At 42.9% G+C, this 19,495-nt stretch carries 28 protein-coding genes; 13 read left to right on the forward strand and 15 right to left on the reverse strand.

The window, feature by feature from the left end:
* Positions 1 to 90: 90 nt before the first annotated feature.
* From V7K44_RS29175 to V7K44_RS29190, 4 genes are read right to left on the reverse strand one after another with little or no spacing between them, the layout of a single operon-like run.
* Positions 91 to 330 (reverse strand): hypothetical protein, encoded by a 240-nt coding sequence (locus V7K44_RS29175; protein ID WP_334936943.1) that lies wholly within the window; start codon positions 328 to 330, stop codon positions 91 to 93.
* A complete protein-coding gene (locus V7K44_RS29180; protein WP_334936945.1) occupies positions 331 to 2,793 on the reverse strand; it encodes a collagen-like triple helix repeat-containing protein in 2,463 nt (820 codons plus the stop codon).
* A gap of 4 nt (positions 2,794 to 2,797) precedes the next feature.
* Positions 2,798 to 3,229, reverse strand: a complete 432-nt coding sequence (locus V7K44_RS29185) for a hypothetical protein (RefSeq protein WP_334936947.1) — start codon at positions 3,227 to 3,229, stop codon at positions 2,798 to 2,800.
* Positions 3,229 to 3,585, reverse strand: coding sequence for a hypothetical protein (locus tag V7K44_RS29190; protein ID WP_334936949.1), 357 nt, complete (start codon positions 3,583 to 3,585; stop codon positions 3,229 to 3,231). The genes V7K44_RS29185 and V7K44_RS29190 overlap by 1 nt, the downstream gene beginning before the upstream one ends.
* A gap of 220 nt (positions 3,586 to 3,805) precedes the next feature.
* Between V7K44_RS29190 and V7K44_RS29195 the strand changes: the two genes are divergently transcribed.
* Entirely contained in the window at positions 3,806 to 4,063 is a 258-nt protein-coding gene (locus V7K44_RS29195; RefSeq protein ID WP_334936951.1) for a hypothetical protein, read from the forward strand.
* A 4-nt stretch (positions 4,064 to 4,067) separates the two neighbouring features.
* Entirely contained in the window at positions 4,068 to 4,418 is a 351-nt protein-coding gene (locus V7K44_RS29200) for a tyrosine-type recombinase/integrase (RefSeq protein WP_334936953.1), read from the forward strand.
* Positions 4,419 to 4,499: 81 nt separating this feature from the next.
* Here the strand turns inward: V7K44_RS29200 and V7K44_RS29205 are convergent, their stop codons facing one another.
* Positions 4,500 to 4,649, reverse strand: a complete 150-nt coding sequence (locus V7K44_RS29205; RefSeq protein WP_334936955.1) for a hypothetical protein — start codon at positions 4,647 to 4,649, stop codon at positions 4,500 to 4,502.
* A gap of 50 nt (positions 4,650 to 4,699) precedes the next feature.
* Here V7K44_RS29205 and V7K44_RS29210 point away from each other — a divergent pair, with 50 nt between their 5' ends.
* The gene (locus V7K44_RS29210) at positions 4,700 to 5,026 is read left to right on the forward strand and encodes a hypothetical protein (protein ID WP_334936957.1); all 327 of its coding nucleotides are present in this window, start codon (positions 4,700 to 4,702) and stop codon (positions 5,024 to 5,026) included.
* 92 nt (positions 5,027 to 5,118) lie between these two features.
* Here V7K44_RS29210 and V7K44_RS29215 read toward each other — a convergent pair whose 3' ends face one another.
* From V7K44_RS29215 to V7K44_RS29240, 6 genes are all read right to left on the reverse strand, one after another.
* Positions 5,119 to 5,733, reverse strand: a complete 615-nt coding sequence (locus tag V7K44_RS29215) for a hypothetical protein (protein WP_334936959.1) — start codon at positions 5,731 to 5,733, stop codon at positions 5,119 to 5,121.
* A gap of 55 nt (positions 5,734 to 5,788) precedes the next feature.
* Positions 5,789 to 6,526 carry a hypothetical protein gene (locus V7K44_RS29220; protein WP_334936961.1) on the reverse strand — a complete coding sequence of 246 codons (738 nt, stop codon included), beginning with the start codon at positions 6,524 to 6,526 and terminating at the stop codon, positions 5,789 to 5,791.
* 72 nt (positions 6,527 to 6,598) lie between these two features.
* Complete coding sequence (locus tag V7K44_RS29225) at positions 6,599 to 6,838, reverse strand: hypothetical protein (protein WP_334936963.1); 240 nt, start codon at positions 6,836 to 6,838, stop codon at positions 6,599 to 6,601.
* A 55-nt stretch (positions 6,839 to 6,893) separates the two neighbouring features.
* Positions 6,894 to 7,097 (reverse strand): hypothetical protein, encoded by a 204-nt coding sequence (locus V7K44_RS29230; RefSeq protein WP_334936965.1) that lies wholly within the window; start codon positions 7,095 to 7,097, stop codon positions 6,894 to 6,896.
* Between the two features lie 12 nt (positions 7,098 to 7,109).
* Positions 7,110 to 7,328 (reverse strand): hypothetical protein, encoded by a 219-nt coding sequence (locus V7K44_RS29235; protein ID WP_334936967.1) that lies wholly within the window; start codon positions 7,326 to 7,328, stop codon positions 7,110 to 7,112.
* Positions 7,329 to 7,432: 104 nt separating this feature from the next.
* Positions 7,433 to 7,873, reverse strand: coding sequence for a hypothetical protein (locus V7K44_RS29240; RefSeq protein ID WP_334936969.1), 441 nt, complete (start codon positions 7,871 to 7,873; stop codon positions 7,433 to 7,435).
* A gap of 247 nt (positions 7,874 to 8,120) precedes the next feature.
* On the opposite strand from V7K44_RS29240, the gene V7K44_RS29245 reads away from it, so the two are divergent.
* The 7 genes from V7K44_RS29245 (at position 8,121) to V7K44_RS29275 (ending at position 10,327) form a co-directional block, all read left to right on the forward strand.
* Complete coding sequence (locus tag V7K44_RS29245; protein ID WP_334936971.1) at positions 8,121 to 8,309, forward strand: hypothetical protein; 189 nt, start codon at positions 8,121 to 8,123, stop codon at positions 8,307 to 8,309.
* Complete coding sequence (locus V7K44_RS29250) at positions 8,306 to 8,491, forward strand: hypothetical protein (protein WP_334936972.1); 186 nt, start codon at positions 8,306 to 8,308, stop codon at positions 8,489 to 8,491. The genes V7K44_RS29245 and V7K44_RS29250 overlap by 4 nt, the downstream gene beginning before the upstream one ends.
* Before the next feature lie 83 nt (positions 8,492 to 8,574).
* Positions 8,575 to 8,889: a hypothetical protein gene (locus tag V7K44_RS29255; RefSeq protein ID WP_334936974.1), complete on the forward strand. Its 315-nt coding sequence runs from the start codon at positions 8,575 to 8,577 to the stop codon at positions 8,887 to 8,889.
* Positions 8,890 to 8,983: 94 nt separating this feature from the next.
* Positions 8,984 to 9,169: a hypothetical protein gene (locus tag V7K44_RS29260; protein ID WP_334936976.1), complete on the forward strand. Its 186-nt coding sequence runs from the start codon at positions 8,984 to 8,986 to the stop codon at positions 9,167 to 9,169.
* Positions 9,170 to 9,258: 89 nt separating this feature from the next.
* On the forward strand, positions 9,259 to 9,693 hold the full coding sequence (locus V7K44_RS29265; protein ID WP_334936978.1) for a hypothetical protein: 435 nt from the start codon (positions 9,259 to 9,261) through the stop codon (positions 9,691 to 9,693).
* 18 nt (positions 9,694 to 9,711) lie between these two features.
* Complete coding sequence (locus V7K44_RS29270; protein WP_334936980.1) at positions 9,712 to 10,131, forward strand: hypothetical protein; 420 nt, start codon at positions 9,712 to 9,714, stop codon at positions 10,129 to 10,131.
* Positions 10,124 to 10,327, forward strand: a complete 204-nt coding sequence (locus V7K44_RS29275) for a hypothetical protein (protein WP_334936982.1) — start codon at positions 10,124 to 10,126, stop codon at positions 10,325 to 10,327. The genes V7K44_RS29270 and V7K44_RS29275 overlap by 8 nt, the downstream gene beginning before the upstream one ends.
* Here V7K44_RS29275 and V7K44_RS29280 read toward each other — a convergent pair.
* Complete coding sequence (locus tag V7K44_RS29280) at positions 10,292 to 10,468, reverse strand: hypothetical protein (protein ID WP_334936984.1); 177 nt, start codon at positions 10,466 to 10,468, stop codon at positions 10,292 to 10,294. The genes V7K44_RS29275 and V7K44_RS29280 overlap by 36 nt on opposite strands.
* A 191-nt stretch (positions 10,469 to 10,659) precedes the next feature.
* Here V7K44_RS29280 and V7K44_RS29285 point away from each other — a divergent pair, with 191 nt between their 5' ends.
* The 3 genes from V7K44_RS29285 (at position 10,660) to V7K44_RS29295 (ending at position 13,619) form a co-directional block, all read left to right on the forward strand.
* On the forward strand, positions 10,660 to 12,024 hold the full coding sequence (locus V7K44_RS29285; protein WP_334936986.1) for an IS110 family transposase: 1,365 nt from the start codon (positions 10,660 to 10,662) through the stop codon (positions 12,022 to 12,024).
* Between the two features lie 421 nt (positions 12,025 to 12,445).
* Positions 12,446 to 13,141 (forward strand): Uma2 family endonuclease, encoded by a 696-nt coding sequence (locus V7K44_RS29290; RefSeq protein WP_334936988.1) that lies wholly within the window; start codon positions 12,446 to 12,448, stop codon positions 13,139 to 13,141.
* 142 nt (positions 13,142 to 13,283) lie between these two features.
* Positions 13,284 to 13,619 (forward strand): hypothetical protein, encoded by a 336-nt coding sequence (locus tag V7K44_RS29295; RefSeq protein ID WP_334936990.1) that lies wholly within the window; start codon positions 13,284 to 13,286, stop codon positions 13,617 to 13,619.
* Here the strand turns inward: V7K44_RS29295 and V7K44_RS29300 are convergent.
* From V7K44_RS29300 to V7K44_RS29310, 3 genes are all read right to left on the reverse strand, one after another.
* On the reverse strand, positions 13,593 to 17,216 hold the full coding sequence (locus tag V7K44_RS29300; protein ID WP_334936992.1) for a response regulator: 3,624 nt from the start codon (positions 17,214 to 17,216) through the stop codon (positions 13,593 to 13,595). The genes V7K44_RS29295 and V7K44_RS29300 overlap by 27 nt on opposite strands.
* Before the next feature lie 747 nt (positions 17,217 to 17,963).
* On the reverse strand, positions 17,964 to 18,779 hold the full coding sequence (locus V7K44_RS29305) for a hypothetical protein (RefSeq protein WP_334936994.1): 816 nt from the start codon (positions 18,777 to 18,779) through the stop codon (positions 17,964 to 17,966).
* Positions 18,780 to 18,934: 155 nt separating this feature from the next.
* A complete protein-coding gene (locus V7K44_RS29310) occupies positions 18,935 to 19,213 on the reverse strand; it encodes a GlsB/YeaQ/YmgE family stress response membrane protein (RefSeq protein WP_099101768.1) in 279 nt (92 codons plus the stop codon).
* Positions 19,214 to 19,495 lie beyond the last annotated feature (282 nt).

Here is a 19,495-nt window from a genome sequence, read left to right on the forward strand (position 1 = left end):
TTGGGCTTTCTTTTTTCCCGGAAACATTTAATGTTTCCTTTGTTTTTTAGCTTTGTTTTTTAAGGGTGATTTCAAATTTTAACTAGGGGATTATAAATGATGCCGCAAATTCATCATTAATTGATTGTCATTGTCAACCATCGTGCAAGCAACTCTTAAAGCGCTGCGAGGGCTTGCTATATTTGGTTTCCAATCATCTCCTAAGTCAGAGAAATATTTTTGAACAAGTGCATTGTGTTGAGGTATATAAATTTTTTGCAAATGCTCAAAAGGATCGAAGTTATCAGGCAAGGAATCTTCTGAAGGTGGCTTTGGTATTATGTTGGTCATTTAATCACCCCCGTCAAAGATATCGTCAAGCACTAGCTGCAAGAAATTAGTGGAATCAGCTTTTGCTTGATCGCCTTCAGTCTTGACTGCGGCAGGATCGGGAACATCTAGACCGGGCTTGTAATGAATTACTGTACCATCGGCGTTATGAAGTGGATGTCCTTGCGCATCTGTAGGGTCTGTCTGTGATATCTCCCGCTTCAGGTCGGCTACGCTACTATCAACACCGTCTTTTGCAGCAGCTAAAGCGATAGGAATTGCAGTAACTAGGGCGATTGCTTGCAAATTCTCACCAACGAGGTTCATTTGCTCGAAAAACTTACCTTTTAAGTTCGGCTGAGGATTCATATAACTGTAGGCATTTTCGAGAAGTACTCCTCCTTTCCTTAAGGCATTGCCAATCTTGCCTACATTTCCTCCGATGACTTCCAAACCACCAATTACTACACCGCCAAGATTGGAAATTTGATTGTAGACATTACTCGCAGCTTGATAGATTCGGTTCGCTGCTTGCCACTCTTTTGAAAGTTCTTGATAGTTTGTTTCACCAATACTGTCTGCAATAATTTCGTGAACAGCTTTCCCAAGGACATTGCTAAAACTAATTGGCGTGCCATCTAAACCCTTTGGCAGTATAAGCCCAACTACTTGATCCACGATTGTTGTAAAAGTTTGCCCAAGGTTATTTGACAACATCAAGGCATTATGTACTGTTGCCGCAAATGTCAGAACACTTAGGGCTTTCTCGACATAAGTATTGGTTGCGATCGCAGTAATCAGCGCTGTTATCCCCGCCAGTTGGGTTGTGAAAAAAGTCTTTACACCACCTACTAACCCTGCTGATGCTGTGTTTATATTAGTTCGTGTTGCGGCGTGTTGAGAAATTATCAATGCTCTCAAACTTGCTAAATCTGCTGGACTCACATCTCTACCATTCCTCCCCGGTATTCCCGGCGAACCATTTCTACCATTTAGCCCATCCCTGCCAGGGACGCCGGCAACTTGCACTACTGTAGTGATACCATCTCTGCCGGGTATCCCTTGCGCTCCCTGCAATCCTCTTTCGCCTTGCCTGCCAGGTATACCAGGCAACCCGCGCAAAGATTTTACGGTTTGATATAGTGCGATCGCAGTCAGCGCCGTAGTCAGTGCTGCTCCTGCCTTGCCCAAAGCATCAATCCCGATACGTTTAGCTTGCTCCCCAACACCTTCTGCCTTAACACCTTGTTTGTAGGCTGTTGTCGCGTTCTCATTTGCTGTTGCAGCATTCCGAACCGCACCGTCTGCGGTCAACTGTGCTTGTTTTGCGTTACCTAGCGCAGATTCAGCAATTCCTTGGGACCTAGCAGATGTCACCTGTGCTGCCCCTGCTTTTAGATTCGCCGCCTCGCCAATACCTTTAGCATCAAGTGCAATATTCTTGATTTGTGCGATCGTAGTTTCGTTGTTGCCAATGCGATTCTGCAAGCCTAAAAGTTTACCGAGAACACGGGATACATCATTACCAAGTGCCACTACACCATTTTCTACAGCATCAATTCGCCCGCCTAACACATTGAGAGTTGCTAGTTGCTCAAAAAGCACTGCAAAAGTACCGATGATATTAAATATTTCCGCTATTTTCCCTAAAATCCTACCAGTTGCATTTAGAGCCGCTTCGCTTATGCCTACTGCTTTTGCAGCACTGGTAACAGCATTCCCTACGGCTGTTTCTAGTCTTGCGATTGATTCCCCAAGTGCGCCGACTCGCCCTTTTAATCCTTCTACCGTTCCTTTGAACCCGCCTACTGCATTATTAGCATCAAGCGCATCTTTTGCTGCCTGGGTTGCTTCGGTGACAGCTTGTCCTGACCTGGATACTGCTTGATTTGACAAACCGCTTGCTAGTTTCGACTCCCGCCCCGCCGTAGCAGCGATATCTTCTACTTGATTCAGCCGTTTGAAGGCATCGGCTGATTGTTTTTCAAGTAATGCAGCTTTTTTCTGTGCGTTACCTGCTGCATCAAAGGCGGTGTTTGCAACCTTTGTTGAAGTGCCGGCGGCTGTTGATGCTGCATTTGCGGCAACATCAGCTTGATGAGCTAGTCTAGCAATCCTAGCAATTTCAGCGCGATCGGCACCAGCATTTTTGGCGGTTTGTGTTGCTATTGCAAGTCCGTTGTTACCTACTTTTTCTGCGTTTAATAGTTTTTCAAGGTTCTGCCTTGCCTGGCTGGTGAGTGTGTCAATTTGAGGCTGTAGTTTGTTTGTAGCTACTACTACAGCGCCAGCTACAAAAGTCGTAAGCTCTGGTTGTAGTGAAGCTTTGATAGAATTTTTTAATGACAATTCATTAACAGGTTTGATGTTGCCAAGCCTTGCATTAATTGCATCGATTTGTTGCTGAAGTTTGGCGCAACAATCACACTTGCCAGCACAATCTAGCGCTGATTGCATACTCCCAATCACGCTGGAGGTGCTCATATATTTAGCCGCAATTTCTATTTTTTAATTGATTAGATAAGCCTTCAATTTGCGCCCAATCGCTGTTGCCAACACACTGACCGCTACAGCCATGAACGCCACAAGCTACTTCGCAAGCCGCTAGCGATGCATATAAACCTAAAGTGCCATGAGTGCTTGCAGGTATACACACACCGTTAACACAGTCGTGCGGTACATCTGTAGTGTCTAATATCCACACACAAGAATCTATTAGCCATCCTGCTCCAGGATAAATGTCAATGCCATTAATTAGGCAATGGTAGGCGTTCTGACCAGCGAAAAAGGTGAAATAGGTGTAGGTGACATCATAGCCACCCGTAGCATTGGGAGGGATATCAATGCTAGGAGAATCAGCCGGAATGTAACTACCCGTTGCGCCGCTGGCAACTGTTCCGTGTACGTGTCCGATTGCCATTAGTAATTATCCGGGTCAATTGTTGAGCTAGTGTCAACTTTGGCAAGGCTTAATGTTAATTGGTCTTGTCTATATGCAGTGTTGTCAGTTCCCCTTGTAGTGAAACTTGAGAATCCGTCTGTAACGATTAAAGACTGGTCAATATTTGCATCAAAATTAGTTTGAGTAAGATAACTTTTGGCGTTGACCGCAATCGCTACTAAATGACCTTCTGCTGTTGCTGTGGAAGGAGTTGCTAAGCCTGCTGTTTGTAGCGCTGAATCAGGAATAAACAGCCCTGCGCTTGGTGTTGCTGCTCCACTGGCTAAACGTGTCGCACCTGTTCCAAAAATTTGAACAATTGTAGGTTCTGCCATAAAACGGATTTTTTGATGATGTGAATAAATCCGTTGTATGAAGTAATCAAAATAATGTAAATGTTCCACTTTTATGTAAAACCGGAAGTTTCACGGACGACACCAAACCATTGCTGTGATTAGGATTGATGCGTATTTAGGTAATACCTGAAAAATAAAAGCTTCCAGATTAACACCTCACAATGGTTAATCCGGAAGTCATTAACATCAAAATAATTCTATGAAAAACAACCGCAATGGACAAGCGGCTGTTTTTACGGCCAAGGAATATTCTCGAATCCGTAATAACATCCAAAGCCAAAAATACAAATTGCTTTTAGACTTGGCATGGTTCACGGGGGAGAGGTGGGGGGCACTGGTGCAAATGAAAATTGCGGATCTTTATGATGCTGAGGGTAACCCGCTTAAATTGATTACTTTTCGGGCCCGCACTCGCAAGGCTGTATGTAGGTGGAAAAAAGAAAGTTCAGAAAACTAGGCAAGTGCCAGTACACCCAACTCTTCGCGAAGCTTTGAAGGCATACACCCCAGAAGATCCAGATTCGGAGTGGTTATTTCCTTCCAAAAGGAGCTACACCGAAGGGGAAATTATCAAGCACATCTCTCTGAGATATGCGGATATGGTGTTTCGGGAAGCTGTGCAAAAAGCTGGTTTGGAGAGCCGAGGACTAAGCACTCATTCCAGCCGCCGAAGTTTTGTAACCCATTTGGCTCGAAACGGCGTGTCACTAAGAATTATTCAAAAGCTATTGGGTTATGCGGATTTGAAGATGTTGGCGGTTTATATCGATGTGAATGATGCCGACCTTGAGGGCGCTATAGCAACTCTATGAACCCCAATCTCCTATTCCTCCAAATCGAAATCTTCTTCGAGCGTTTACAAGGTGGTGAATATGACCATCCAGTGTATTTAGCTATGGCGCTCGAATTTTTGGCGAATCAGGCATGGGAGGAGGTTGATCGGGTTTACCCAGAGTTGAGATAAACTGAAAATCTAAAATTTCAAAGCAACAAGCAAGCGATCGCACTAATCGGATAAAGGGCGATCGCTTTTGATTGGGCATTGGGGACTAGCGTAAGTGGTAACATTGCCGTGTAACACGGCAATTAATCTATGGCACGGAATAACACAACCTGGGAATCAGGTAGCACTTGGAGCGGTGGGGAAACAACCACAATTCGCGTCCCCGTAGCGCTCAAAGATGACATTTTGACTTACGCTAGGGCTGTTGACTCCAAGCTGATAACCAATGAGTCTGAAAAAATCCCCGTGCTGATAGGGGATTTCTTACAAATAATTGACCGTTACATCGCTTGGAGAACCAAGAATTACCGCTCTACACAGCTTTTTGCGAAACCAGACATTACATCTCGTACTTGGGATGAGTTGCGGAAGCTTCAAGAACTGCTGCGCCAATCTCCTGAACTGTTGCAGGAGTAAAGCCTTTGCGGCATCGCTGACAAAACCACCTTTGAACCAAAGTATCGTCAGACAATCGATAGCTACCGTTTTTAAAAATTAGTGTTGTTTGGTCACATCTTGGGCATGGTGGACGGCTCATGTTTCCAGCCTCGGATTAACTGCTCAATCTCAATTGGTAATTTACCATCTGCGATCGCAATTTCCACATCTGCCTTTTTACGCTTGGCGGTGATACTGTCCACACTGCCGATGTAGCACCGATTTTTCTTCCTGCCTACCATCCAGCAGTAACGGTAATACCAATATTTATTACCTGCTCGTTTGACCCAGTATTTCTCTACCCAATGGGTATCGTGTTGGGGCGCAACTTTTTGGGTAACGTGTGATACCTGCGCCCCAACACGAGATTCTACTGTGGTTGCAATAGTGCTTGTGGTAACTTGCGCCCCAACACGTAATTCCCACTCGCCCCAGTCCTGCTCGTAATCATCCCGGTTTAAGTAATCGTCTGGGTCTGGTGGTTCATCGCTATCGTCGTAAAAAATAGAAATTTGTCCGTCGTCTTCTAACTTGCGCGGGACTTCCCCAAAGTGAGCGGGATTCCATCTGGTTTCTGGTTGAGAATGTTGGGGCGCAAGTTCTTCATCCCAAGCAGGATCGTAAACGGGAGTAGGGAGTGAGGACTTGGTAAAAGCTTCTAAATCAAAAAGTGTAGGTTGGTTCATAATCGAGTTGGTTATTATGTCCGCTGCTTCTACTACTAGAGAGTAGAAGCAGTTTTTATGTAGAGTAATAGTCGTAGTAAAGAGACTCTGGGGTAATAATTCCAGCTTTGTGAAGTAAACGTAGGTTTTCTGGTTCATTCCAGTATTCCCAGCGCAAGCAATCAATCAATAAGCCGATGCGGTTATTAATTGAATCTCGTTTATTGCGTAAGAAAACAAGGTTTAAGGCTAAGAAGATTTTTTCGATTGCGTAATTGTAGACTTCACACTTTTCAGGTAGGTGAATATCTACTTTTTGAGCGAGTTGTTTAATTTCATTTTTGGTTTCATCGGATACATGGGTGTTTGGCTTAATATCTAATTGCTGCTGCTGACTAGGCTCCTGATGAGCGAGAGAACTGTTTTCTTGGGTTTGAGGCGATATTTTGGAACTATCGATCCTGATTTCGGATCTTTTTTCCGCTCGTTTTCTAAGTGGTTCTAACCACTCTAGAGGTTTGATTATTAACTTGAATTCGTGCCAGCTATATTTTTTTATCAGCCTAACTAGTCCGAATTCAAGTAGTCTTTTGACGAGATTTTTTAGATGCCTTTCGGATAGTGGTTGTCCTGATTGTTTCTCTACCCAGGCATTAAATTCATGTAATGTAACTTCTATTACTTTGCCTGGCTTGGCGTAGTTTGTTAACCAGCACCAAAACTGTTGATATGCTGCTTTTATCCGATATTTCAAGCAAAGCTCTTGATGTTTCTGTGTCCAGAAATTAGGATTGTTTTGGCTATTTTGTGGCATAATACTATTAGTTATTCTCACAGAGAGCCACCACGATCGCTAAATCTTTGGTGGCTTTTTGGTTTTTTTCGGTCAATTGTGCGAACGTTTCTGCTTGATGTTTGCGGCTATGTCTTTTATCCGAGCGACTAACTCAGGATTTTGCACAAACAAGTTTGGTAAATCGCTCAAGATGTATGCTGTCAGCGCGATCGCTTGGTCAGGCTCAAGTTCCGGGTCAATGGTGCGGATATAGTCGAAAAGTTTCTCTAGCTCGTAGACGGCAAGGCTTCTAGCTCGAACTACTTTTGATGAGATTTTTGATTTAGTCATTGGTTATTCGTCATTTGTCATTAGTCAACCGCGTAGCTTGCCGCCGTAGGCATCGCTAAAAATCTAAAATGCACCAAATCGGCTCTGGCTCATAGTCTTCCGGTGAGGTGCGGTCAAGGTGACACAGTCCATCTTCATCGTCGTAGTCTAAGTCTGGTTCAAAGGTTCGCCAAGGTTTGTAAGGGCAAGTTTTGCACCTCGGCTCATCGTTTTCTGGTGGCTGACAGAGATTGCCGCGCCTGTTTTTACATTTGGTCATTGGTTTAGGGAATTACGAGAAGTCATTGATGAACTTCCGCATTCCTGATTCTGTTGCGAGATGTCCGAGAATTAGCTTTTGCACTCCAATTCCAAGTCCTGGGTGGTTTATAAGCTCGTCATGTTTTATCAGGTCGCTAGAGAAAGATTGCCACGCTAACTTTATAAATCCCATGTCGAGGTATTCATTGGCACGCTGTTTGGACGAGTTAAGGTATTCAGTTCTGTTCATTTGTCAAAAGTCATTTATCATTTGCCAGCACCCCGATCGCACCCCTCCACCCACAATCCGCGATCGCAAAACAAAACCGCCCTTGCCACTGTGGCAGGACGGTTTTATTTAACTTCTATTACTTCATCTCCACTCTTTTCACGAGCTACCAGATGATAAATATCACTTTTTATCTGGTTTGACTCTTCCTTGAATTCATTTTCAGCTTCTTCACTTTCCCCCAGCCGCGCCTTTAGCCGAGCTTGGTGAGAATGCACGTATTCTAAATGCCGCTTCTCCAGGGCTTCCAGGCGCTCTAAGATTTTCCCAGCAGTTGTGTCTCTGATTGGGGCAAGCTTCCAATCGGGATTTCCCCTGTTGCTATCTTCTCCACTAATTTTGATCTCGATAGTCCCATTGCGTTGGCTCTTATTTTTAGATCCTCCCACGCGCTTTGACTGAGGCTGAGTCCTACTGTCGCTACGTCTTCTGCCGATTTCTTTGGTCTTGCCATTCACGTCATCCACACATTTACTCCATTTTACATGAGCAGAATAATTAAGCATGAGTAGAATGCTTGACAAGGGAGTTCTACTCATGATTAATTTATATCATGAGTTCTACATTAGTAGAATAATTTTTTAGCTCCCCCCTGCAAAGTGGCAGGGCATCCCAATAAACCGGAGCAAGCACCCACGCCACTGTTTTTATGCCCCGGCGCGGAACCACCCTTTTATCACCTTGAACTGAGCGTAGATCACGAGTTGACTGCGCGGTGATATTTCATGTCTGCAAACTTACTTTGGAAATAACATGACAATCACTCTTGCCGAATTAATTAGAAACCTACGATGCCTGCCTGATGATGCGGAGGTAGGCACAGAGGCAGGCACAGAGGCAGGCCAAATGAGTTGCACAGTAGTTGGAGACACTCTAATAAGATTCACATTTGTGAACCTCGACCGCACAGACGAAGAAATACTAGCCTCAGAACCAACATGACAACCACAGTTTTAGAACTGATTACAAACCTGAAACACTACCCAGATGACACGGTGGTGAACATAAGAGACGTTGATGATGTTGAATTTGCGATCGTTGATTTCTCCAAAGGAGATGACGGCGTAACTATCGTTATCGGCGAAATAGTAGAGCCAGAGTCAGACGAGGAGGAGGAAATCTAATTATTGAAAAGGCGATCGCCTACCATCCCTGATTTGGGGCGATCGCCAAGTCTACGATTATTTGCATTGAGGAAATTGTACCAATGTCAAAGCCAATAGGGCATTTTACCAGCTACACCATAAACGACGGCTCCTTACTGGAATCGCTCCAAGAGCGCTATGGTAGTACTTTTGAACTGATGTCTAGGCGCGAGAAGCTGTTTTTAATAAGTGCGATCGCGATTCAGCTTTGTGACCAATCCCCTGGCAGATGCCGCGAAGAAATCTACACAGTCGGGCATCAAATCAATAGCTCCGTCCCCCTTTCGGATAAAGAGGGGTTAATTGAGGGGCTGATTAATCAAGTGCGCTGGGGTCGCAGCCTTTCAGATACGAGGGAGGCATTGCCTATGGAATAAAACCCACTACGACACCCCTGAATATATATGGTTGCACCAGCGTGACTGGTAACATTTGCTCTGGTCTTTTTTACACAATTAGGAATTCTAAATTATGAGTTACCGCGATCAATTGAGACCTTGGGCAATTTTCCGCCGTCTGCCCAATGGCGAAAATGCTTGCATTGCTAGGGTTCGTAGTCGGTCTGATGCCGATGCTTTTGCAAGCATTTTCCGCCAGGGCGGGGGAGTATACGAGGTAGTTTTCGATCTACCCCAAACGCAGGAAGTTAAAGGATAGCTCAAATCAATTGCGATCGTGTTTTTGGGACGCGATCGCAATTAATAAATCGATTCAAACAAGTAAAAAATAGCACACATTCTAACGCTATGAAAATCAAATTAGTCCATGCTCACTTCTTAATATCCATTGGTGATTACAGTAACGAGAGAATCGGTTTTACAGTTGAACTAGAAGCGGGGGAGACAGTAACTTCAGTAGTTGAGGACTTGAGACAACAAGCCATAACAGCAGTTGGGCCAAAGTCCGAGGAACTCTACAACCAAAATCGGAAATTACGATCCGAAAACCGCGAACTTGAACAGAAGATGAACAAGCTTCGTAGTGAGTGGGAAGCGACAGCAGAATTTTTAAGAGCGCAAGGCATCAAACCAGAAGCGCCTTCAATGCCTCAATTTCAGAGGTTATTAAACGCCGCTAACCCAGAGTCACAGTCAGTTACTGCCGAATTCGTTGAGGAGGCAGATCCAGACAACATCCCTTTTGAACCTGGGACACGCGGCGATGTCCCAGACGGGTTTTAATTTTAGCGATTCAAGACCATGAATGAAACCAATTCAGACCAAATACAAATAACTGAAGTTCATAACGTCGTAACTGTTTATTGCTTAGAGAAAGACGGTTCTATTGCCGAAACATCAATCATGTCATTTGCGCGTCCCCAAGATTGGGGAAACCAAGAACGCTGGCATTATGAATTTTTCAAGCTGGAATGGATTTATCAAGGCACAAAATACATCAACAATTGTCATTGCTGGACTGATTTAAAAGACCCTGAGCAAGGATATCCCCCACTATTTGCTCAAGGTATCGCAATGATTTTAATTCCCGGTACACCACCGGAATTATGCGGTCGCGAATATTTGCATGGTGATGATTTTTGGCGCAAGTCTTGGGGCGAAATGCCTCCTTACTACTACCCAGATGACGACGAATTTGACGAGGATGAAATTTATGAGTAATGAAGAAAATTTAAATATTCCACAACCAGATCCAAGCTGGGATTACTACATTGAATGGCACAAGTTAATTAGGGCTAAAGCTCAGTTAGATGAATTAATTGAGTTTATCTCAAAGGTTGAAAATGCCACAGAAGACACTCAAGAAATACTGATGAAAGACTTACACACAATTACCGTCACTCTCGAAAGCATATAACCGCCTGATGAATCGCAATTGTTGCGATCGCGCTACGGCATGGGCTACCTGACACAGTAGCCGAAACGGTAGCATCGTTGCCACCGTCGCGGATTGTGTCCAAAGCATCCGCAAGTTAATTAGAGAAAGTGCGGCGTTCAAATTGAATTGCGCCCCTAATGTGTGGCGTTCCTGAGTTCATGCGCGGCACAACTCTAATTAATTCCCCGAATGCGTTTACTCCTGAATCGCGCCCCTCAAGTGTGGGGCGTTAGGGTGATTCGTGCGCTATTAAGTTCGGGTAATTCAAAGGATGCCAGTCCTTGAAACCTCACCATAAGCTACGCAGAACCATGACAACAGAATTAATAATTCTGGGAATTGATGTTAGTAAATCGAGTATAACCACTCACATTTTAACACAATATCCCAAGGGCGGATTACAGGCATATTGGAATAAAACAAGAAATAAAGCATCTACTTTATATCCGGCTTTTTACTCCAATCCTGATGCTAGAAAGAAACAAAAGTCTGCTTTTGACTTTGCTGATTACCTAGCAGAAATCAAAGCAGATTATGCGATTCTTGAACCAACGGGAAACCACTATTCAAGACTGTGGGCATCCATCCTCAATAAGTTAGAAATCAAAATTTTGTGGGTTGGTCACGTCGAGCTGCGGCGTTATCGCGAAGGCAAAAACCTCCCGAACAAAAGCGACCCCGCCGACGCTTTAGCGATGGCCGCCTACGGTCACGATCCAGATCACCGACTGGAAACTGGGGAGTTGAATCTGAGGTATTTCCTTATGCACCGCCCAGAACCGATCGATGAACTCCGCGACCTCTGTCAGCAACTCGAACACCTCAACCGCGTACAATCGCCAATTGTGAATTATGCTCGTCAGCTTCTCGCTTGGCAATTCCCAGAAGTGGCGCATACCAAAAGCACATCTACCAAGGCAGGATTCCTACCGCCCCTTTGGGCATGGTTAGCTAAAAGGCTCGAAATCTCACCCGCCGGGAAAACCCGAATCGAAAATCGCTATAAAATATCTATCGCCAAGGACTACGGAATTGAAATCGACCCAATCCTGGAACTCCACGCTGAATGGATGTGTGATATCTCACTCTATGAGCAGCGCTTAGAAGCAAGAATCAGTGAAATGTTGTCTGAACTTGCGTTTAAGCCTTACATGACTGTGTTTGACAAGTTCGGTTTTGGGTTGAGAGTGCGATCGCGTTTACTCACCAGGATTTACCCCTTTGAGTCGTTCCTAGGAATTAACGGTAAGCCCGTAATTGAGTACGAAGTCCGTGAGGTGAAGAAAACGGAGCGCGATCGCAAAAACGGACAGACCACAGTCCGGCGATTAGCAGGTGACACCAAACGAATTAAACGCAACCGCAGCCGCGACACCTTCAAAATGCGTTTGGGTATGGGTACAGTTCTGGAACAGTCGGGGGATGGGCTTGTAGAAAAAGCTAGCGGTTCATCATTGTGTAGAATTAGTCTCTGGCAGTACGTTCTAACTGGCGTGGAAACTGGCAGACTGCCGGAGAACGAACTAACCAAGAAACTGATTGACTACCGCGACTCACTCAAAGCTAACGTCACCGAACAAGGTGAGAAGCTACTAGGTGGCAAACACATTCAAGGAAAGCTGATGAGTAAAGTAGTAAACCTACTGTTCCAAGAATTATGCAAAATAGTTGTATAGTTTATTTAAATTTCTATGAAATCGGACAGTAAATCCTGTCTTAAAAACGGTCACATTTGAAATTGTCAAATGCTCTAGTTTTACGCTAGAGCGTTTGTTTTAAGTTAAAAAACTTTCAGTTACCCTGAACTCAGAACTGCCATCCATTTTTCTTAACTTGACACCAATGGCATCCTGCCCACCCCACAAGAATCATCCCCTAATTCAGCAACGCTGGGATAAATTACCCACATTGGATCCTTGATCGGGTGCAGTGTGGGCTTTTGCTTTTAGTTATTCAACATTAACGTCCCTTGTGGGCGAAAGCATCCCTAATCGCTGCACAAGAGCTTTTTGATATGCGGTAGTAAAATGGATGCAGCACTGCCAAACAACAAGATTTTGATTCAGTTTGGACAATTTGGGTAAAGAGGACAAAAGGATGGTTGCAACTCCTAAAAAAGTGATTTCAGTTTTACCTCTGGAAAATGGCGATCGCTTATCTCGCTACGAATTTGAGCGTCGCTATCAGGCAATGCCGCATTTAAGAAAAGCTGAACTGGTTGAAGGAGTTGTGTATATTATGGCATCCCCACTCAGAATTAAAAGTCATGGGGAACCACATGGAAACCTGATTGGGTGGTTGTGGAATTATAAAACGGCAACGCCTGGACTTGTTCTGGGAATTGAACCCACAGTACGTTTAGATGCGGATAATGAACCACAGCCTGACGCGGTACTATTCATTCCAGGCAGACAGGCGTTGATTAGTGAGGATGATTATATCCAAGGCGCACCCGAACTGGTGATAGAAGTAGCAGCAAGCAGTGCAGCTATCGATTTACATGATAAAAAACGCATCTATCGACGGAATGGAGTACAGGAGTACATTGTCTGGCGAACATTAGATAATCAGTTGGATTGGTTTAGGCTGCAAGCGGACGAGTATGTTTCGCTACCAACCGATGAGCAGGGAATTATTCGCAGTCAGGTGTTTCCGGGGTTGTGGTTGCCAGTACCTGCCTTACTGTCAGGAGAAATGGCAACGGTGTTATCTGTGTTACAAGCAGGTTTAGCTGCCACAGAACATCAAGAATTTATGCAAAAGTTAAATGAGAATATGGAAAATAAAAAATAGATGTGTACTCAATACTGCGTAGGTTTTGAAGATTTGTAGGTTGGGTTGAAGGTCGTGAAACCCAACAAAGAGTGGTTTACAGAAAACTCTTTCTCCCTCTGCTCCGATGAGGCTTTCCTCGTTCTCATAAGAAGTTAAAAATATGAAAGAGAAAAAAGTTAAAATTAAGACTAGACCTGGGATCACTGATGAGCTTATTCATGATGAACTTACGCAGTTTGGCTTAATAGAAAATTATTATATCTGGGGTACACCTAAATTAAATAGTGGCATAATATATTGTTTATCTTATGACAAGAAAATTGCTACATTTTTAGTTGAAGACGATCAACTTAATGGAATATACATAAGGTATCTTGAAAAAATGGGAGTTCCTGTTTTTGAGGATTCTTTAGAATGTGATGAGTATGGAAAAGCCCTCTTGGAAAAAGCTAATAAAAAAGATGACTCTTTAACGATACAACCAAACGCGGAGTAGTGAAAGTAGTTGCTCAGTATCTACAGGTTTGGTAATGTAATCAGAGGCTCCAGCTTCGATGCACTTTTCGCGATCGCCTGGCATGGCTTTGGCAGTTAAAGCAATAATTGGTAGTGAGCGAAACTGTTGTTGCTGGCGGATGGCGCGGGTGGTTTCGTAACCATCCATTCCCGGCATCATGATATCCATCAATACTATATTAATGTCAGGATTAGTTTGCAACATCTCTATGCCATCTCTGCCATTTTCGGCAAACAGCACTTGCATTTGATAGCTTTCTAAAAAGCTAGTCAGGGCAAAAATATTCCGTAGGTCATCGTCTATAATCAAAATTTTCCGATTTGCCAGCACCGGATCGTTTTGGTGTAGTTGCTCTAGCATTTGCCGCTTTGGTGTAGGCAAATTTGCTTGCACTCGATGCAAAAACAGGGCAGTTTCGTCTAACAACCGCTCTGGCGATCGCACATTTTTAATAATAATTGTCTCTGCTAGCCCGCGCAACTGGGTTTCTTCTTGTCGGCTGAGTTCTTTGCCGGTGTAAACGATAATTGGCAGTTTCAACAGCCTGGGTTCTTGTTTGATTTGCTCAATAAGTGCAAAGCCACTCATATCGGGCAGACCAAGATCCAGTACCATACAATCAAAGTGTTGCGATCGCAAAATCAACAGGGCTTCTGCTCCCGTGCCCACTGCTGTACTCTGGACATCACCATTTCCAATTAGTTCGATAATACTTTGAGCTTGTACGGGATCGTCTTCTACAATCAGGAGATTTCTGACCTGACGCTCAATAAAGCCTTTAATATCAGTCAATACCTGAGTTAGCGCTTCTGGAGACACGGGTTTTTGCAGATAGGTAATCGCTCCTAGCTGTAATCCCCGTTGTTGTCTTTCATCGACAGAAAGTATGTGTACTGGTATATGTCTGGTATCTGGTTTATGCTTTAGACGATCCAGCACCGTCCAACCATCCATCTCTGGCATATGGATATCTAGCATAATTGCATTGGGTTTAAACTGTTCTGCTAGTGCTAGACCTTGTTTGCTCTGTAAAGCAACAATAGTTTTAAAGCCCTGCTGACGTGCCATATCTAGTAAGATACGGGCGAATTTATCGTCATCCTCGATAATTAACAAAATGCGATCGCCCGATTGAATTATTTCCCGGTCATCTGGAATATCGTGGGGTAAGCTAGGAAGCACTTTCACTGATGGAGAGATGTCCACAGTTGGGGGTCTGTTTTCCACCAGTGAGACTTCTTTTCTGGTCGATGTTGTACGGGTAGAGGTAGTTGGCTCAAGAGGTGGTGTAGTGATATTTGGGCCATGCTTTTCCTGTTGCCTGGGCAAGTAAAGGGTGAAGGTGCTTCCCTGTGCTGGTTGGCTGAGTAGTTCAATTCTCCCTCCTAACAGTTGAGCTAATTCACGGCTGATGGATAAGCCCAAGCCAGTCCCGCCATACTTGCGGCTAGTTGTGCCATCTGCTTGCTGAAATGCCTCGAAAATAATCTTCTGCTTTTCGGCTGGAATGCCTATGCCCGTGTCGCTGACGGCAAAAGCAATCGTGGAATTATCAACTTGGGATATTTGTAACTTCACGCCTCCCTGTTCTGTAAATTTAAAGGCGTTAGCTAGGAGATTTTTCAGTACTTGTTGCAGACGTTTGGAGTCGTTATAAATTGTCAGGGGTAACTTCTCATCCCGTTCAATAGTAAAACTGATTTCTTTCTTGTGGGCAACTTGCCGGAAAGTCTGCTCTAGAGATGTTTCCAAATCTGCAAGAGCAATTTGCTCAATATCGAGCGACATAGTACCCGACTCAATTTTTGCCAAATCTAGAATGTCATTGATCAATTCCAGCAAATCAGTCCCAGCCGAGTAAATAGTCCGGCTGTACTCTACCTGTTTGTCGGTCAAGTTGTTAAGAGAGTTATCTGCGAGCAGCCTTGCTAAAATTAATAGGCTATTTAACGGTGTCCGCAGTTCGTGGGACATATTCGCCAGAAATTCTGACTTATATTTGGAAGACAAGGCCAGTTGTTCAGCTTTTTCTTCAAAAGATTTCCTCGCCCGCTCAACTTCCTGGTTCTTGCGAGCTACTTCTCGATTTTGAACTTCTAACAATTCTGCCTTTTCTTCTAGCTCCTCATTTAGTTGTTGCAATTCTTCGTTAGATTGCTTGACAAGAAATTGTGATTCCTCCAGTTCTTGCGTCTGTTCTTCCAAGCGTTGATTGCTTTGCTGTAGTTCTTCTTGCTGGGTTTGCAGTTCCTCTGTTAAAGCAACAGATTCTTCAAGTAGTTGCTGTGTTTGCAATTGTGAGGCGATGTTATTTAAAAATACACCCAGATTTTCACTCAATTGCTCTAAAAATGTCAGGTGTAACTTATTAAAAGGCCCAAAAGAGGCAAGTTCAATTACAGCATTTACCTGCCCCTCAAATAGTATGGGCAACACAATAATATTTAGCGGTGGTGCTTCTCCCAAACCAGAAGTGATGCGAATATAGTCACTGGGAACTTCTGTGAGGAGGATTCTTTGTTTTTCTAGGGCGCATTGTCCCACTAATCCCTCACCCAAACGAAACTGATTTGCTAGGTTTTTCCGCTCTTTATAAGCATAACCACTCAACAACTTCAGCACAGGCTGGTCGTTGATGGAGTCCATTACATAAAAAACGCCTTGTGAGGCCCCAACTAGTGGTGCTAAATTCGACAAGATCACATTAGACACGCTTTCCAGATTTCTTTGCCCTTGGAGCATCTGGGTAAATTCAGCTAAGTTAGATTTTAGCCAGTTTTGCTCCTCATTTTTTTGAGTTGTGTTTCGCAGATTAACGATCATCTGGTTAAAGGTGCGCGTCAACACACCAATTTCATCTTGGCGATCGCTATCTGGTAAACTTACCGATAAATCCCCATCCGCCATTTTTTCTGCCAAATCAGAAACTTGCTTCAGCGGTACTGAAATATGTCTGGTCAGGGTGAATCCAATCAAAGCTAAGAGTAAAGAAAAGAAGGGAATACTATAGACAATGCTGGCGAGGGTTTGCCGACCAGCTGCTTGCGCCTTGTCAGAGCGCTGTTTTAGCAGTGCATTCTCTTCATTTTTCATCGCCTGGATAACTTTCTGGATATTATCCATCAGCTGCTTACCCTGGTCTGTGAGAACAGCTTTCTGAGAAGCTTCTAAACCCTGGCTTTGCCGTAGCTCTATGACATCTTTCATTACAGCCATTCTCTCGGTTAGTAGTGGCTGCAAAATATCAAGCCGATTTTGTTGGTTGGGGTTATCTGCCGTTAACCTTTGAAGTTCCCCAACTTTTTGATTTAGTACTTGAATGGCAGCGTTATAAGGTTCTAAATAGCGCTGTTCTCCAGTAATAATGTAACCGCGTTGCCCTGTCTCAGCATTTGTCAGTTGCAAGTTGAGGTCTTCAAGCTGACTTAACACCTTGTAAGTATGGCTTTCTTTGCCCGAAGTTTCAATTAGCTCATTGGTGCTTTGGTAGGAGATTAGACCAATCGTGGTCAGAGTTGCCAAACTCAAAGCAAAACTTACTCCAATCTTGGTTCCAATCTTCAAACGGTTCAACATTATTCCAAACAGGTATTCAAATTATTTCTGTTTTTGAGACTATTACCGCAAGGCGGAATTAAAAATTAAAAATGAATACAGCATAAGAGTTTCGATAAATGGAGGCTACTGAGTTAATGTTAGGATAGACTTGGTTTTTTGCATACCAACGATTACCATTTATATCCTAATTTTTCTCAATGTAACGTTAGTTTAAATAATTATATATTTATTTAAATATTGACAACTTTATTAACAATAAACCATTCGATATTATAGTATATCTGAAAATTAAGCAAATGCCTGATTTTGTAATTGAATCTCGCCGTGAATAACGAAACACTTGTGTTGAAATTATAAATTTAACATTCAACTTTACTAAAAAATGATATTTCTTAAAATTATCTTGTAATAGTTAAATAACTTTGAGCTTTACAAATAGGCTGGATAGTAAAATTAAAAAGTTGAATAGTGAAAATTAAATTATGAAAACACAATTTAGTTAAACACTAAATATAGTATAGTGGCTTTTGCGGTTGGATATGACATCTATGACATTATACATCAATACTACAGAGCAACCGTAACCTTAGCGATCGCAAGCGGTATTGTATTTATTCCACTGGAAAGTTGAGGTTTCAAAAGACAACCTATACCCATAGAAGTATATAATTTACAGTACAAGCGTATTATAGGGAGTGTCAGCTGTTAGTAATACGCACAATAATAGTGTGTCGGAAAAACTATTAATATTAACTTGAGGATTAACTAGAAGTTGGTAATAACTTGGCGATCGCTTCTAGCCGCATCAAGTTCAGATTGACTATAAATACTAAAATGTTGAATCTTGTTACTCTCTAAAATAGCTCTTGCACCTGCTACATAGATATCAGTACCTTTTAATACTAATAAGTAATGACCAAGAGTCAGATGATGTTCATAATATCTAGCTAACTCATCAGAAAGTCCTAAAGTAGTATATTTATCTTGGGAACTGCTGATTTCTACCTCATAAATATCACTTAAGTTGTCTGTATTTTTAACAACTATTGATATTTGACTCATTGGGAAGTCAGCAGTTCTCAGTTCAGTGAGCGCTCTTTCTGCGTCTTGACGCTGATAGAAAACACCAAGTGCGTGTTTATAGCGATTATTTGGGGTCGAGTATGGCTCAAAGACTCCCCATTGTTGAATATCACGGCGATTAAAAATCCTCTTAGCGAGACGAATTTCTATATCTATACCGGTTACTATCACCAAATAGTAACCCTTACAGACAAGATCGCTATAACCCTGTGCTTGCTTTTCAGCAATTCCTAAACTTAGGAATAAACCAGGCATACCACCTGCTAAAGTGTTAGCGATCGCAGTTACTTCCGCTCCGGCTAAGATAACTGAACCTATACCAGGAATTACTAAGAGGACTAGATCGACTGATAAAGCAGTAAGACCATCTAAAGCATCACTAGTAACGGCTCCAGCAGCATCTTCTGAGGATGTATTGCCAGTGTTTTCGATTATTTCAACACCAGCAATATCACTTTTTTGTTCTGTATTCCGCGCAATAACAGAAACTTTCTCCATTGGAAAATTAGAAGATTTTAGTTCCTTTAGTACCAATTGTGCATCGGAACACCCAGCGAAAACTCCTATAGTTCTTCGCTCTTTTTCTAATGTCATTTTATCGGTTTATTGCAGTTAGAAGTGATTCCCAAAATTGTTACCTCAATTTGAGGTAATTACACAGCTCGACGAGTCAGTAAACCCCAAAGGAAAATTAGTATCATTGCACCAATAACAGCAAATAAAATGCTTCCCAGAGATAAAGCTCCTACAGATGCAGCTGCTGCGGAACTACTTCCTAGCAACACTTGACCCAAATAACCACCAAATACGGCTCCCAGGATTCCTAATACAATCGTAGAGATAATACCGCCGCCTTGGGTTCCAGGATAAAATAACTTAGCTAACGCACCTGCAATTAAACCCAAAACCAACCAAGCAATAATGTTAGTCATCGAATTTCTCCTTCACTGAAAATCTGCTTTGTTTGCATTTGACTAATTTCATATTAAAGTTTGCCTCCAAAATTTCCGATCTATCTAAAGAACTAATATCAGAAATCTTTGGATATCATTTGAATATTCGCCAAGTCATCTTTGAGGATGAATATACAAATTAGTCACATTCTGTACATTCAAGTATTTGTATAGCAATCCTATTTGACATCATACAAGATGTAGATAAGGAAGCTAACTGCATTCTATATGAGACACGACGTGTAGCTTACTTCCCTGTAT

The sequence above is a fragment of the Nostoc sp. genome (assembly GCF_036917235.1).
GTDB lineage: Bacteria > Cyanobacteriota > Cyanobacteriia > Cyanobacteriales > Nostocaceae > Nostoc.